General features: G+C 64.1%; 14 protein-coding genes. 2 read left to right on the top strand and 12 right to left on the bottom strand.

Features of this window, described 5'->3' with window-relative positions:
• Positions 1-13 precede the first annotated feature (13 nt).
• Positions 14-172, bottom strand: a complete 159-nt coding sequence (locus HMPREF1155_RS02490) for a DUF6290 family protein (protein WP_238319063.1) — start codon at positions 170-172, stop codon at positions 14-16.
• A 268-nt stretch (positions 173-440) separates the two neighbouring features.
• Here HMPREF1155_RS02490 and HMPREF1155_RS02485 point away from each other — a divergent pair, with 268 nt between their 5' ends.
• Both HMPREF1155_RS02485 and HMPREF1155_RS02480 read left to right on the top strand, forming a co-directional pair.
• Positions 441-722 carry a hypothetical protein gene (locus HMPREF1155_RS02485; RefSeq protein WP_081501514.1) on the top strand — a complete coding sequence of 94 codons (282 nt, stop codon included), beginning with the start codon at positions 441-443 and terminating at the stop codon, positions 720-722.
• Complete coding sequence (locus tag HMPREF1155_RS02480; RefSeq protein WP_009076995.1) at positions 719-1,234, top strand: hypothetical protein; 516 nt, start codon at positions 719-721, stop codon at positions 1,232-1,234. Before HMPREF1155_RS02485 ends, HMPREF1155_RS02480 begins: the two co-directional genes overlap by 4 nt.
• A gap of 857 nt (positions 1,235-2,091) precedes the next feature.
• Here the strand turns inward: HMPREF1155_RS02480 and efp are convergent.
• The 11 genes from efp to HMPREF1155_RS02420 form a co-directional block, all read right to left on the bottom strand.
• On the bottom strand, positions 2,092-2,655 hold the full coding sequence (gene efp / locus HMPREF1155_RS02470) for an elongation factor P (RefSeq protein WP_009076919.1): 564 nt from the start codon (positions 2,653-2,655) through the stop codon (positions 2,092-2,094).
• Positions 2,656-2,739: 84 nt separating this feature from the next.
• Complete coding sequence (locus HMPREF1155_RS02465; RefSeq protein ID WP_009077002.1) at positions 2,740-3,864, bottom strand: aminopeptidase P family protein; 1,125 nt, start codon at positions 3,862-3,864, stop codon at positions 2,740-2,742.
• Between the two features lie 184 nt (positions 3,865-4,048).
• On the bottom strand, positions 4,049-4,576 hold the full coding sequence (locus HMPREF1155_RS02460; protein ID WP_009076882.1) for a shikimate kinase: 528 nt from the start codon (positions 4,574-4,576) through the stop codon (positions 4,049-4,051).
• Positions 4,577-4,581: 5 nt separating this feature from the next.
• The gene (locus HMPREF1155_RS02455; RefSeq protein ID WP_238319062.1) at positions 4,582-5,721 is read right to left on the bottom strand and encodes a chorismate synthase; all 1,140 of its coding nucleotides are present in this window, start codon (positions 5,719-5,721) and stop codon (positions 4,582-4,584) included.
• Positions 5,722-5,828: 107 nt separating this feature from the next.
• Complete coding sequence (locus HMPREF1155_RS02450) at positions 5,829-6,326, bottom strand: YqeG family HAD IIIA-type phosphatase (protein WP_009076955.1); 498 nt, start codon at positions 6,324-6,326, stop codon at positions 5,829-5,831.
• 21 nt (positions 6,327-6,347) lie between these two features.
• Positions 6,348-7,535 carry an endolytic transglycosylase MltG gene (gene mltG, locus HMPREF1155_RS02445; RefSeq protein WP_009077053.1) on the bottom strand — a complete coding sequence of 396 codons (1,188 nt, stop codon included), beginning with the start codon at positions 7,533-7,535 and terminating at the stop codon, positions 6,348-6,350.
• Positions 7,536-7,543: 8 nt separating this feature from the next.
• Positions 7,544-8,005: a Holliday junction resolvase RuvX gene (ruvX, locus tag HMPREF1155_RS02440; protein ID WP_009076901.1), complete on the bottom strand. Its 462-nt coding sequence runs from the start codon at positions 8,003-8,005 to the stop codon at positions 7,544-7,546.
• 13 nt (positions 8,006-8,018) lie between these two features.
• Positions 8,019-10,670: an alanine--tRNA ligase gene (alaS, locus tag HMPREF1155_RS02435; RefSeq protein ID WP_009077024.1), complete on the bottom strand. Its 2,652-nt coding sequence runs from the start codon at positions 10,668-10,670 to the stop codon at positions 8,019-8,021.
• Between the two features lie 259 nt (positions 10,671-10,929).
• Positions 10,930-12,396 carry an AI-2E family transporter gene (locus HMPREF1155_RS02430; protein ID WP_009076824.1) on the bottom strand — a complete coding sequence of 489 codons (1,467 nt, stop codon included), beginning with the start codon at positions 12,394-12,396 and terminating at the stop codon, positions 10,930-10,932.
• Between the two features lie 6 nt (positions 12,397-12,402).
• Positions 12,403-12,969, bottom strand: coding sequence for a hypothetical protein (locus tag HMPREF1155_RS02425; protein ID WP_009076952.1), 567 nt, complete (start codon positions 12,967-12,969; stop codon positions 12,403-12,405).
• A gap of 33 nt (positions 12,970-13,002) precedes the next feature.
• On the bottom strand, positions 13,003-14,334 hold the full coding sequence (locus HMPREF1155_RS02420; RefSeq protein ID WP_009076811.1) for a replication-associated recombination protein A: 1,332 nt from the start codon (positions 14,332-14,334) through the stop codon (positions 13,003-13,005).

Raw genomic sequence — 14,334 nt, 5'->3', positions numbered from 1 at the left:
AACCGCCCGTGCGCTAGAGATACTTCAATGCGATGTCGGCAGCGGAGATGGTTTCGGAATCGGCATCGAACGCGGCCTTAGCGACTTCCCACGCCTGAAGGTCGAGCTCGTCTTCGATGCGCTCGAGAGTTGCATTACCCGCGGAATCAATGCCCGGGGAACCGATAGCCATCTTGGAACCCTCGGCGGAAACCTTCTCTTTTTCAAAGCGCATAGCCATACGGACCTCCCTCCACGCTTCAGCATCCTAGCATGGAATCCATCCCGTCCGATCAGCATCTGTTGGAGGCTTTACTTTGAGCCACGTCTTCATACTGTCTTCGGATGGAGACAGTATAAGCAAAACGAAGACCCATACTCCGTTCTCCTCGTGTCGTTGACAAAGAGTTAGCCCGCACATACACTCTGGAAAACGCAGTTCCGAAAGACGGAGCCTTGCCATGGATGATGCGCAAATGTGGGGAAGCACTCTGACTCCCGAACAAGAAGCCGAATTGCACGACAAGGATGTCAAACGCGCGAATTTCTGCTTGAACCTATGCCCAGGGTGCAGGGCGGCCCGCAAGAAGCAGCATGGGTTCTGGTATCAGGCGGTACGCGCGAGCGACGACAAGCTGTGCCCCTGGTGCTCCTCATACGCTCGGGCAGTGGGCAAACGCGCCTACGAACCCGTTTCCGATGAAGAGATCGACGCCATTCCTGGACTCGAGAAGACCAGATGACCCGCCTCGAAGACCACTATCGGCTGCATCCCTTCCCCTTCTTCGTCGTCCATATGGCGGGAATCGTCGCATTCTTGGCTTCCATCATCTCCGGCATCATGCTCATGACGAACCCGAGTCTGGACAACACCGCGCACATGGTGCACCGCATCTCCAGCGCGGCGCTGCTCCTCCTGTTCGTCGCGGGCATGGCGGAGGCCGTCATCGTGAAGGCGAGGAGCGCAGGCAGGTCCAACCCTCCGTTCGGATACCGCTATCACGCGCTCGCTGATTCGGGATTCAAACGCGACGCCGCCATCTACGCTGCCCACAGCGTTATTTCGTGGGTCGTTTTGCCTTTGGCGCTCGTCGTCATGATCCTGTCGGGATTCCCGTTCGCAGGCTGCCTGCACAGTGCGCATCCGGTTCTCGGCGCTGCCTTCGTGATCCTCGTGGCGGCGCACACGGTTCTCAGCGTCCCTGCGCGGCGCATCCGGGAGGAGATGGACAGGCGTCACGGACCGGCTGCATGACCGCCAGCCAGGCCCGGCCTCCTCTCAGAGGCCGATCGAGAAATGTCGCCGACGTCCATGAATGCGAACGCGACTCCGTATCCGATGTCCGTTCTGATTGAAGAATGAATAGAAGGAGCGTCTTCCTTGTCGTCATGCCGTGCGCGAATTTCCATCGTTGCATCGATCGTCATCATGTAGGTTCGTCTTTCATGTCTAACCTAATCCCTATCTAACCTGCTCCCGGGTCGCGCGGGTCGTGTGCCGAAGGCTGCAAGTCAAACCCTCCCTCAATGCCAAAAAATCAGAGTTTTGTATACCCTATAGGGGTATATTTTCGATACATAAGTTGTAATTACAACTAAATAGTGCATCGCATAAGGCAGTTTCGTTGTAGTTACGACAAAAATAAGGTTCGAGATTCTCTAAACAGCCATATTTTGACACCGGCATCGGATTTCTCGTCGAAAAAGGGGCTATACCCCCTCCCCTATTTTGCTCTCTCTTTGATGCAAGCAGAACGCCGTTGGCAGGTAGATTGATGGAATGGAACCGATAGAATGAAGCCTTGCTCCTGCCCCAACCCGCTATGCTCCCATATCAACCCACTATAAAAAAGGGAAACGGACGCGAATCCGCAATCAGGCGGCATGCACAGGATACGCGCGTAGAAGTCTTACCACGTGCGAAGAAAACCGCCCGACTCGCTTTGAGACGCACCTTTGAAATTCCGTCTCAGTTTCCTAAATCTGAATATCGGGGTGCAGCTCGCGTGGAGCCGGGCGGCGTGGTATCACCGTCGTGCTGGAACGCGGCGATGTATGCGACGGTTGCGCAGCAGGTTGCGCGACAACCTTACAACGGCGTGCGCAGCGGTCCTACATGCGCTTGACGAAGCGGCCGTCGCGCGTGTCGATCTGGAGGACGTCGCCGACATTCACATACATCGGGACCTTCACTTCGGCGCCGGTCTCGAGCGTGGCGGGCTTGGTGGAACCCTGGACGGTGTCGCCCTTGAAGCCCGGTTCGGTGTCGGCGACCGTGAGCTCGACGAACATCTGAGGCTCGACGCCGAGCAGCTCGCCGTCGGCATATTCGAGCGTGACCTCGTCATTTTCCTTCAGCCACTGAGCGTTTGCGCCCACCTGGTCGGCCGGCAGGGAAATCTGCTCGTAGCTCTGCGGATCCATGAAGTAGAAATCCACGCCGTCGTTGTAGAGGTATTGCATCGTGGACTGCTCGAGACGGACGGTCTCGAACTTGAAGCCGGCGTTCACCGTATCGGAAAGCACGCGGCCGTTGCGGATATCGCGCATCTTCATGCGCACGAACGCGCTGCCCTTGCCCGGCTTGACGTGCTGGAATTCAACGATCTTGCACTTCTTGCCGTTGTAGACGATGCACATGCCGTTCTTGAAATCGGCGGTGGAGATGGTTGCCATGGGCTGTTCCCTTCCTATACGCCAGGCGCGCGCCTGGAAGACCTGCATTCCGCCAAGTCGTCCTACCCGGCTGGATTCACGGCGCTAAATTATAACCAGTTCGTGGGTCGATGCGGTGAAAACCTCAAAACCATCAGCAGTTACCACGCCGAAGTCCTCGAGCCGGCATCCCGCTTCCCCGCTCAGGTACACGCCCGGCTCCACGGTCACGACGTTGCCGGCCTCGAGCGGCGCCTCGTTTCGCGGAGAGAGCACCGGGAGCTCGTGGATGTCGATGCCGACCCCATGCCCGAGCCCATGTCCCATCTTGCCGGCGAATCCGTGCTCTGCCAGCACGTATTCCGCACGCTCATGCGCAGCGCGGCCGGTCACGCCGGGGCGCAGCATGGCCTCGACCGTCTCGTTCGCCGCCCGCACGGCATCGAAGATCGCCCGCGTCCGCTCGGTCGCATGGCCCACGGCGACGGTGCGCGTCATATCGGAGCAGTAGCCGCGCGCCCGCGCGCCGAAGTCCATGACCACGAGATCGCCGTCCTCCAGGCGCCTGTCGCCCGGGATGCTGTGCGGCGACGCTCCGTTGGCGCCCGATGCGACGATGGATGCGAATGCGAGGTCTTCCGCGCCCATCTTGCGCATCGTCTGCTCAAGCTCGAAAGCCACCTCGCGCTCGGTCATGCCCACGCGCATGAAGCCGACGATGTGCTCGAACGCCGCATCGGTGATGGCCTGGGCCGCACGCAGACGCTCGATCTCGGATCCATCCTTCACGGCGCGCAGCCGTTTGACGGCATCGGTCGTCTCCACAAGCGTCGGCGACCAGTCCGCGGCGGCGAACGCTTCTTCAAGACGGCGGAATTCACCCAGTTCCATGCTGTCTTCGATGCCGAAGCCGCACAGATCGCGCCCGCGTTGCGCGCCCCGCGCCTCATGGAAGGCCTCGAACGACGCGGCCGCCCAGCGCGCATGCGTCATGCGTTCCTCGTCGACGGTCCACTCCCCCGCATCGGCCGCCACGCGGCAGGCATCCGCATAGCGCGAGTCGGTATGCAGAACCGCCGTCTTCGGCGTGACGAAGGCCAGGTGCGCCGGCTCGTCGTCGAAGACGTCCTCCCACCCGGTCAGCCACTTCACGTTCGACAGATCGCGGCAGTAGAAGTCGGCGACCCCTTCGGCCGCCATCATCGCGCGCATGCGTTCCAATCTGGTCATCGGCAAGCTCCTTCGAATCGTCGGCAGCGCCGTGCGGCGCTCCGTCTTGCATATACAGAAACAGGCGCGAATCCACGAACGACCGCGCATGGTCGTCGCGAGGCGCGGCCGCCTGGGCTGACGCCGCGTCCGCACGCTCTCCGCAGCGAGTCTACCCGTCGGGACAACAACCGCCTCTCTTCGGCTACTTCACGTAGATGCCCCGTCCTTTCAGAACCGCCGTCACACGGGCGCAGGCCTCGGTCGTCGACAACCCTTCGACGTCGACGCAGGCGCAGGCCACCTCCTCGAGCATCGGACGACGCGCGTCCATGATCGAATGCGCGTCGCATCCTTGCGCGAGCAGCGGACGCGTGCGCAGGCTCCTGATGCGCTTCATCGCGCCGTCGCACGAAGAATCGAGGAAGATGGCGAAGCCGCGCTCCGTCAGGATGCGCCTGCCTTCGGGCATGGCGACGGCGCCTTCGCTGCATGACACGATGGCCGGTCCCAGATCGGCGCACGCCGCAAGCGCATGCACCTCGCATGCGCGAAACTTTTCTTCACCCATGTCTTTGAACAGGCGCGACGAATCCCGATGATACATGTTGCGCATATAGGAATCGACGTCGACGGCGGCCACGCCCAGCATGCGGGCCAATCGCCGTGCGATCGTGGTCTTGCCGACCCCCATGATGCCGACGAGAAAGACATTGGTCTTGAGCGTTGGCATGCCGCTCACCTCGACGCCGTCTTGATGCGCGCACGATAGGCATCCAACGCGCGCGCGATATCGGAAAGGGGCCCTTCGCCGAACGTGCGCACGTAGGCTTCGGCCAACACGCAGGCGACCGAGGATTCCGCGCATACGGAAGAGAACGGCGCAAGGCACGCGATGCCGAGGGCATCGGGCGACGCCGCTTGCTCGAGCGTGGTCAGATCGATGCTCGAAAGAATATGCTCTCCCTGATAGCAAGGCAAAACGGTAGAGATGCAGACGATCGGGGCGCCGGTGGACATGCCGCCCGCCACGCCTCCCTGCACGTTACGCGCATAGGTGAAGCCGCGCGTGCGATCGGCCTGCACGCAATCGGGAAATGCGCCGTCCGATGCATGCGCGGATGCATCGCCGAACGCGACCGACGACACCGAAGGCGCGCCCATGACGGCCGCGGCGATGAGCGCCGCAAGGCCACGGACGGGATCGGTCGCGGATCCCAGGCCGGGCACGCAGCCTGTCGCCACGATGCAGAACGCACCGGGAAGAGGCTCGCCTGCCGCGCGTGCAGCGTCGAGCGCCTCGACCATGAGGCGCGAAGCCTGCGGATCGGGGCAGCGCACGGCGGACGTCTCGATATCGAGCGGCGCGAACAGCGCCGCCTTCTGCGCGTCCAGGTCGCGAAGCTCGACCGAACCTATGCGCGAAGAGAACGAGCGCACATCGACGCCCAGCTCGGCCAGAAACGCCCGGGCGGCGAACGCGGCGGCCGCGCGTGCGATCGCATGGCGCAGCGTGACGGCCTGCAGGGCGGACGCGCAGTCGTCTTCGTTCATGCGCAGGAAGAATGCCAGGTCGGCCGTGCCGAAGCGCGGCGTCTGCGAGCCGTGGGCATCGAGGGCCTCGGAAAAGGCGGTGCCGGCGAAATCGACTTCGAGCAGAAGCGGCGCGGCGGAAGACCGATCGCGGGAAAGCCCCGACAGCACGGTTGCGCGCGGAAGGATCTGGGGCGCATCGGGTGCGGAGCAGAAAAGCAGAGCTTCGGCCACGCGATCGAGATCGGTCTGCGCATCGGAGCGCTGCAGGGCGATGCCCGCAGGCATTCCCTCGATAACGGCTATGTAGCGGTCCGCCGAATGTCGCGTGACGTCGATGCGCATGCCCTCTCCCACTCCCACGTTCGCGAGCGATTGTAGCACGGGGAAAACGTGCATCTAAGACGCAGCATAGGCTGGAACAGCATCGACACAGAGCGCTCGGACGGCGGCTACGACTCGGCGTCCATGCCGGCAAGGATACGGCGGTCGACGGCGCGCAGCACGTGCATATAGGCGAGGTCGGCCGTGCAGAGAGGATCGACGTAGAACGCGCGCATGCCGTGCAGATGCGCGCCCAGCACGTCGGTCGCAAGCTGGTCGCCTATACCGACGGTCGCTTCCTTGTGGGTTCCCATCAGGCGCAACGCGCGCCCGTAGGAAAACGGCAGCGGCTTGCATGCCTTCGCCACGATAGGAAGTCCGAGATCGCGCGCATGGTCGTACGCGCTCGCATGGCAGTTGTTCGAAAGGATGCAGGCACGCACGCCGTAGGCGCCGAGCCCTTCGAGCCACGCCCTCACGTCGTCAGGCGCCGCATGGGTATCGCGCGCGACGAGCGTGTTATCCATGTCGAGCAGCACGCAGGAGATGCCGGCATCCCTCAGGTCGCGCGCCGGATCGATGGCGGTCACACGCGTGAAATGCCTGTCGGGACGGAAGAGAAGCATGCGAAACGGGAGACGGCGGAATTACGACGTCTTCGAGGCCGTGTACTCCTGGTACTTGGCGATGGCGGCGTTATGCTCGTCGAGCGTCTTCGAGAACGCGTGGTCGGAATACCCCTTCTCGTTCACGATGAAGAAGTACAGGTAATCGGTCGTCGCGGGATTGCAGGCGGCCTTGAGCGATTCGATGCTCGGATTGCAGATGGGCCCTGCCGGAAGACCCTTGTTGAGATATGTGTTGTACGGGCTTTCGGTCTGAAGATCCTCGGGCGTGACCTCCCCGCCCGTCACATAGCCCATCGTGGCGTCGGACTGCAGCGCCATATCGGCCGCAAGGCGGTTGTAGAAGACGGAAGAGACCTGCGCGCGTTCATCGGGATGGTTGGCATCGGGCGCCGCCTCCTTCTCGATGACGGACGCCATCACGAGCACCTGGTAGGCGCTTAAGCCCTTCGAAGTGGGATACGAATAGTCGAGCGAGGCGACCTCGGTCGCGTACTGATCGAGCATCATGCGGATGACGTCGTCGGCCGTCTTCGCCCCTGAAAGATCGTAGGTCTTCGGAAAGAGGAATCCTTCGAGGGAATCGTCATAGGCGTCGGAAAGAAACGGGTAATCGGACACGTAGTTGGATGCGACAGCCTGCTTCGTGAAGTCGTCCGCCGAGATCGAGCCGGAAGTCGACTTCTCGACGGCGGACGCGATCTGCGCGACCGTATAGCCTTCCGGGATGGTGAGCGTGTCGGCGCTCGAGGCGCCCGACACGATGGTCTTGGCGACCTGCTCGAGCGTCATGCCCGCGGTGAACGTGTACACGCCCGACTTGAATCGGGAATCCAGCCCGGCACCCTTCGCATAGGCCAGAAACTCGTCGGCGTCGGGAACCACTCCGGACGACTCCAGAAGCTTCGCGGTATTGGAGGCCGTCGACCCGTCGGGAATGGTGACCTTGACGTCGGCGGCGACGGCGACCTGCGAGCCGTCGATGTCCTCGGCTTCCGCAGAGCATCCGCGCAGAAGCGACGTGGCGGCGAACGCGGCGATGGCCAGGACGACGATGGCGATGATGGCGCCTACCGCGTAGGGGACCTTGCTCTTGCGCGGCCGGATGTGAGACGTGTCGTAGGTTTTGAATTGGCGCTCGCCTTGGGCATGCACCGCACGGGCACGATGGTTCGGATGGTTGCTGTACGTAATCTGCCTACGGGGCATGCCAGATCCTAACGTTGCTCGGAAGCGTCGTGACCCTGCGCAGGAGCTGCGCCCTTCGAAGCCGGGTTCGAATCAAGCCACGACTGGAGAAATATACTCGCTGCGATCATGTCCACTTTACCGCGCATCGCCCGCTCGTCATAGCCCCCTTCACGCAAAAATCTCTTGGCCTCAGACGAGCTCAAGCGTTCGTCGGAAAAATAAAGGGGCAGGTCGCAGGCTTTCGCGATGCGCTGAGCACGCTCTTTGAGGGAAGCGGCCTGGGGCCCCTGCTCTCCGGCGAGGGTGAAGGGAAGCCCGCAGACCAGAGCATCGGGCATCCAATCTTCGACGAGCATGCGGAAGGATGCCGCGTGCCCGAGGACCTCGGCCGCGGGAAGGACCTTGAGCGGCGACGCAACGCGACCGGCGGGATCGCTGATCGCGATGCCGATGCGCGCGTCGCCGATATCGAGGGCCATGTACCTCACGTGCGCGGCTTTCCTAGGCGCCGAGGAACGCGCGGGCCGCCTCGAGCGCGGCATCCATGCCGGATGCGTCCTTGCCGCCGGCCTGAGCCATCGTCGGCTTGCCGCCGCCGCCTCCCTTGATGTGGGAGGACGCCTGCTTGATGACGTCCTTGGCATTGAAGCCCGCAGCCACGGCCTCGTCGGAGGCGGCGGCCATGACGATCGGCTTGCCGTCGGTCACGGCGCCGAGCACGAGCGCGCCGGGCTTCGGCATGCGTGCGCGGACGACGTCCCAAACGTTGCGCATGGCGCCGCCGTCAAGCCCGTCCACACGGATCACGATCAGCGGATACCCTACATCGACCATCGCATCCAGATACGCCGACGCATCGGATTCGGCGGCCGCCTGCTTGGCACGGCGCGCCTCGGCTTCGAATTCCTTGATAGTCGCCAGGTTCGCGGCGACGCGCGCGGCGACGTCGAGCGGAGCGGACTTGAGCGCGGACGCCGCGGCATCCAGCTCGGCGGCGCGGGCGTTCAGATAGTCGAGCGCGGCATAGCTGGTCACCGCCTCGATTCGGCGCGTGTTGGCGGCGACGCTCGTTTCGGCGACGACCTTCAGCAGGCCGATTTCGGCCGTATTGCGCACATGGCAGCCGCCGCAGAGCTCGCGGGAGAAGCCGCCGGCCTCGACGACGCGTACCGTGTCGCCGTACTTCTCGCCGAACAGCGCCGTCACGCCGGATGCGCGCGCCTCATCGAGCGAGGTCTCGTAGATATTCATATCGGTGGCGGACATGATGACCGCATTCGCGAGGTCTTCGACCTGCTTGATCTCGTCTGCCGTCATCGGCGCGAAATGCGCGAAGTCGAATCGCAGGCGGTCGGGACCGACATAGCTGCCGGCTTGGTTGACGTGATCGCCCAAGACCTGGCGCAACGCGGCATGCAGGATGTGCGTCGCGGTATGGTTGCGCGTGATGCGCGCGCGACGACCGGCGTCCACGGCGGCGGCGACGTCCTCTCCCACCGACAGGGACCCCTTGACGACCTTCACGCGATGGCAGACGAGGCCCGCTTCGGGAGCCTTGGTGTCTTCGACCTGCGCGCGGCCGCCGGCGCCCTCGATGGTGCCCGTGTCGCCGACCTCGCCGCCCATCTCAGCGTAGAATGGAGTCTTCGCGAGCACGAGTTCGGCCTCTTCGCCCTGCTCGATGCGGGCGACGCGCGCGCCGTCCTTGATGAGGGCGACGATGGAAGAGGCGGCTTCGGTATGCTCGTAGCCCACGAAGATGCTGGCGCCGACCTCCTTCAGGGTCTCGGCGTGCACGCCGCCGTAGGTGCTCCACGCGGCCTCGGCGTCGCCCTTGGTGGCAGCGCGGGCGCGGGAACGCTGCTCTTCCATGCAGGCGTCGAAGCCCGCATGATCGACCGTGACGCCGCTTTCGGAGCAGATCTCCTCGGTCAGCTCGATCGGGAACCCGTAGGTGTCATGAAGCGTGAAGGCCGTCTGGCCGGGAAGGACGGAGCCGTCCAGCGCAGAAAGCTCGTCGACCAGGTAGGCCTGGCCCGTGCGCAGCGTGCGGCCGAAGCGCTCCTCCTCGGAGAGGATGATGCGCTCGACGAGCTCGCGGTTGTCGACGATTTCGGGATAGACGTCGCCCATGAGCTCGATGATCTTCGCAAGGTATTCGCCGAGGAACGGGCCTTCGATGCCGAGCTTATGGCCGTGCATGACGGCGCGGCGCAGCAGGCGGCGCAGCACGTAGCCGCGGCCTTCGTTGGACGGCAGGATGCCGTCGGCGATCATGAAGGCGACGCTGCGGCTGTGATCGGCGCAGATGCGCAGCGAAAGATCCACCTTGGCCTGCGCGCCGTCGCCGGCGGTCGCGTTCGTGCCGCCCCGATAGGACGCGCCGGAGAGGCGCTCTCCGACGGCGACCAGGTCGCGCAGCACGTCGGTCTCGTAGTTGGACTGGACGCCCTGCATGATGGCGGCCATGCGTTCAAGGCCCATGCCCGTATCGATGTTCTTCGTGGGAAGCGGCGCGAGCGTGCCGTCCTCCTGACCGTCGAACTGGGTGAAGACGCAGTTCCAGAACTCGAGGAAGCGGTCGCCGTCGTCGCCGGGGGCATCTCCCTCGAAATCGGGACCCTGATCGAAATAGATCTCGGAGCAGGGGCCGCACGGGCCGGTGGGGCCGGCGCGCCAGAAATTGTCGTCCTCGCCCAGACGGGTGATATGGCTTTCGGGAACGCCGAGGGATTTCCAGATCTCGATGGTCTCGTCGTCGTCTTCGAACACGGTGAAGTAGAGGCGGTCCTTGGGAAGCTCGAGCACCTCGGTCGAGAACTCATAGGCCCAGGTGCACATCTCGTGCTTGAAGTAGACGCCGAAGCTGAAGTTGCCGAGCATCTCGAAGAAGCTCAGATGGCGGCCCGTCGTGCCGATGATGTCGATATCGTTGGTGCGCACGCACTTCTGGACGGTGGTGGCGCCGATGTAGTTCGGGTCGAATTCCTTGACGTGCAGGAAGTAGGGCTTGAACTGGACCATGCCGGCGCTCGTGAGCAGAAGGCTCGGGTCGTCGGGGATCAGCGACGAGGAAGGCAGGCGCTTGCAGCCCTTTTCCTCGAAGAATCGCAGATACTTCTCGCGAATTTCCGCGGTGGTCATGTATTTCATGCGGGTAATCTCACTCTCCCCTACGCGCCCGAAGGCGTACTGCCGTCTGGTCATTCGGGCATTGTATCGCAGCGCCTTGCGCGCCTGCGCCTAGACGTGCGCGTTTGCACGGAGCGGACACGAGCATCCATAGATTCTTTATGCAAAGAGAAAAGACGGCCCTCCCTCCGGTTTCATGCGGAAAGGAGCGCCGCTTCCGGCTTCATGCGAGCGGGAACGTCCGCCCTGCCGCCTGCGTCATGCGGGAAGGGACGACGCCCTACTTCTGGCGGCGCGACACCGAGACATCGAGCCCGACGTCGGTGCGGTCGGGATTCGCTTCGGCACGTCCCTGCGCCGAAGCGTCGGCGCCGGCATCGGCGTCGCCGCGCTCATGGCGGTAGGATGCGCTCGAACGGCCGGCCTTGCGCGCGGAGCCTTTGCCGTCGCCGCCGAGCTTGCCCGTGAGGGCGGGCGAGATGGACGTCGTCAGCCATGCCGCGGCGCCCGTCGGCTTCTTAGGCTTGGGGGCGGGGGCGATGGCGTCGGCCACGGCGTCCGGCTTCGTGCCGGGAACCTCCTGCGACGAGGGCGAGCCTTTGAAGAAGACGCCGTCCTCGGCCACGACCTGCAGACCCATGCCGCGCTCGTAGTAGTAGACGAACAGGGCCTTCGCAAGCGCCGCAACGGGGATGGAGATGAGCATGCCCACGACGCTTCCGAACAGACCTTGGACGGCCGATCCGGCCGCGCTGCCGATGAACAGGGCCAAGATGACGAGCACCGGATGCACGTCGACCGAGTTGGCCATAAGCTTGGGCTGCACGAAGGTATAGACCGCTTCTTGGATGACGATCGTGCCGATGAACACGACGAGCGCAAGCACGGGATTCGTGAACGCGGCGATGACCACGACCAGGATGAGGCCGATCCAATGCCCGATGACGGGGATGACGTTGAAGACGCCCACGATGATGGCGAGAATGCCCGCGTTCGGAACGCCTGCGACGATGTAGAGGATGCCGCACGCGATGCCGACGATCGTGCAGACCGCGAGCGTGGCGAGCAGATAGCCGTCGATGATGCGCGTCGTGGTGCGGCTCAGCATGTCGAAGCCTTCCCTGCGCGATTCGGGCACGAGGCGCGACACCTCGCGGCTGAGGGCCGGCAGCTCCATGAGCAGCCAGAACGCCACGACAAGCGCGAAGCCGATGATCATGAGCGAATTCGCGAGGCCGGCGCCGAACTCGACGATGCCGGTGGCCGAAGATGCCGCGAAATCGTTCGCCCAGGAGATGAGCGACGACGACACGGAATCGACCCATTCGGACACGCGCGTGTTCTGCATGATGTCGGCGTAGCGGGCCGAGAAATCGTTCCACATGCGGGTCGCTTCCTGCACATACGACGGCACGGATGCGATGAGGCTGCTCAGCTGATCGCCCAGACCGAAGGCCGGCGAGAACATGACGATGCCCAGAAGCCCCAACACAAGCGCGAAGAGCAGGTACGACAGGGCCGTGCCCAGAACGCGCGGGATGCCGTGCGCTTCGAAGAATGCGACGGGCTTGCGCAGGATGAGCACGAAGATCGCCGCCCACACGACGATGGCGATCGGCGTCGACAGCACGCCCGACACATACCCTGCGGCAGCGATGATGAGCACGATGCCGATAATGGACCAGACCTGATAGAAATGACGCTTGGCGGTATCCGTCCTGATAGACGAGGGCAGCTGGCGGTCCATAGGATCTTATGCACGCTCGCTTTCGACGTCGGAGGCACGGCCCGCAGAGGGCGCCAGGGGGACCTGGACGTACTTGGACGCCTGATCCTTGGCGGCCTTGGACCCTTCGCAATCGGCCGTTGGCGCGCACGCCTCGGAAGCCGCGGCCGCCTCGGCGGCGAACCCGACCGATTCGTCCGACGCCTTCTTCGCGCCGACCGCGCCGCGCACCGCCTCAACCACGTTGTTGACCATGCGGGAAGGCGTCGTGGCGACATCGTCCACCGCGGAAGCGGCGTTGGCGACATGCCCGGTGATGGCATCCACGTTCTCAAGGATCCCGTCGACGCGCATGAGCTCGAGGTTGGCGGCATCCACCGTGAGGTTCACGCGCTCGAGCATCGGATCGATGCGCTTGGCGGCAGGAGCCGCGTCGGCCACCATGTCGTTGACGCGCCCCATGAGGGGGGCGACGTTCGCGTTCGTGTCTTCCACCATGCCGCGCATGCTGCGCAAAAGCCGGACGAGCTCGATCAAGGCCCAGATGAGAGCGACGCCCACCAAGGCGTAAACGATGGGAAGCAGGTAGTCCATGGAAATCTCCTCAGTTCGTGTCCACCGAGTGTATCACGCGTCGGATGCGAATCTATCGCGCCTGACGGCATCCACGCGATATGCTTCCCAACCCGATTCGCCGGGTTCGAAGAAGCAGCCGCGCTCGAGGCCCTCGGGCAGATAGCGCTGGTCGACCCAATGCCCGGAATAGTCGTGCGGATAGCGGTAGGCATCGTAGGATTCGGACCCGGGGCGATGGCGGTCGCGCAGATGGCTGGGCACGTCGCGCCGCGGACCGCGGCGCACCTCGGCGAGGGCCGCGTCGATGCCCGCCTCGGCGGCGTTGCTCTTGGGCGCGAGCGCCATATAGATGGCCGCCTGCGCCAGATTGATGCGGCATTCGGGCAGGCCGACGACCTCGACCGCGCGGAAGGCGGCCTCGGCCACGAGCAGCGCCTGAGGATCCGCGTTGCCGATGTCTTCGCTCGCCAGGATATAGATGCGCCGCGCGATGAACTTCGGGTCTTCGCCGCCTTCCAGCATGCGCGCCATCCAATAGAGGGCCGCATCCGGATCGCCGCCGCGCATGGATTTGATGAATGCGCTGACCACGTCGTAGTGCATGTCCTTGCCCTTGTCGTAAGGAAGCGCGCGGCGCGGCGTGACGACGGCGACCATATCCGGTGTGACCAGGTACGGCGCATCGGCGCCCGCCTTCCGTCCCTCGGATTCCGCCAGCTGGCTCGCAAGCTCGAGCGTGGTGAGCGCCCCGCGCGCATCGCCTCCCGAAAGATCGACGATGGCACGGGCGGCGCCGTCCGCGAACGCGAAGCGGCCGTGCAGCCCGCGTTCGTCGGCGAGGGCCGCATCCAGGATGGACGCGATGTCGGCATCCGACAGGGCATGCAGCTCCACGATGCGCGAACGCGAGATGAGCGCCGAATTCACTTCGAAGAACGGGTTCTCGGTCGTGGCGCCCACGAGGATGACGACGCGGTTCTCGACCGCATGCAGGAGCGCGTCCTGCTGGCTGCGGCTGAAACGGTGGATCTCGTCCACGAAGAGGATCGTCTTCGTCCCCGCAGACGCGAGCCTGCGCTCCGCCGCGGAGATTTCCCTGCGCAGATCGGCGACCGTGCCGCCGATCGCGGAGACTTCCACGAACGCGGAGCGCGTCGTCTCGGCGATGATGCGGGCGATGCTGGTCTTGCCGGTGCCCGCCGGCCCGAACAGGATCACGGACGAAAGCGCGTCGGCCGTGATGGCGAGGGCGAGCCAGCTGCCCGGGCCGACCGCGTCCTTCTGCCCGCGCAGCTCGGAAAGCGAGCGCGGACGCATGCGCACCGCAAGCGGCGCGACGGCGTATTTCGCACGGTTGTCGATATCGGTGAAGAGCGTGTCCAT

The sequence above is a fragment of the Slackia sp. CM382 genome, from assembly GCF_000293015.1.
Taxonomy (GTDB): domain Bacteria; phylum Actinomycetota; class Coriobacteriia; order Coriobacteriales; family Eggerthellaceae; genus Slackia; species Slackia exigua.
Note: the sequence above shows the minus strand (reverse complement) of the source record. Positions and strands in the feature narration are given on the sequence as shown.

Excerpts from the sequence above, each read along its gene's own strand:
- HMPREF1155_RS02490 (WP_238319063.1), bottom strand. The coding sequence starts at position 172 with ATGGCTATCGGTTCCCCGGGCATTGATTCCGCGGGTAATGCAACTCTC.
- HMPREF1155_RS02485 (WP_081501514.1), top strand. The coding sequence starts at position 441 with ATGGATGATGCGCAAATGTGGGGAAGCACTCTGACTCCCGAACAAGAA.
- HMPREF1155_RS02480 (WP_009076995.1), top strand. The coding sequence starts at position 719 with ATGACCCGCCTCGAAGACCACTATCGGCTGCATCCCTTCCCCTTCTTC.
- efp (WP_009076919.1), bottom strand. The coding sequence starts at position 2,655 with ATGGCAACCATCTCCACCGCCGATTTCAAGAACGGCATGTGCATCGTC.
- HMPREF1155_RS02465 (WP_009077002.1), bottom strand. The coding sequence starts at position 3,864 with ATGACCAGATTGGAACGCATGCGCGCGATGATGGCGGCCGAAGGGGTC.
- HMPREF1155_RS02460 (WP_009076882.1), bottom strand. The coding sequence starts at position 4,576 with ATGCCAACGCTCAAGACCAATGTCTTTCTCGTCGGCATCATGGGGGTC.
- HMPREF1155_RS02455 (WP_238319062.1), bottom strand. The coding sequence starts at position 5,721 with ATGCGCATCGACGTCACGCGACATTCGGCGGACCGCTACATAGCCGTT.
- HMPREF1155_RS02450 (WP_009076955.1), bottom strand. The coding sequence starts at position 6,326 with ATGCTTCTCTTCCGTCCCGACAGGCATTTCACGCGTGTGACCGCCATC.
- mltG (WP_009077053.1), bottom strand. The coding sequence starts at position 7,535 with ATGCCCCGTAGGCAGATTACGTACAGCAACCATCCGAACCATCGTGCC.
- alaS (WP_009077024.1), bottom strand. The coding sequence starts at position 10,670 with ATGAAATACATGACCACCGCGGAAATTCGCGAGAAGTATCTGCGATTC.
- HMPREF1155_RS02430 (WP_009076824.1), bottom strand. The coding sequence starts at position 12,396 with ATGGACCGCCAGCTGCCCTCGTCTATCAGGACGGATACCGCCAAGCGT.
- HMPREF1155_RS02425 (WP_009076952.1), bottom strand. The coding sequence starts at position 12,969 with ATGGACTACCTGCTTCCCATCGTTTACGCCTTGGTGGGCGTCGCTCTC.
- HMPREF1155_RS02420 (WP_009076811.1), bottom strand. The coding sequence starts at position 14,334 with ATGGACACGCTCTTCACCGATATCGACAACCGTGCGAAATACGCCGTC.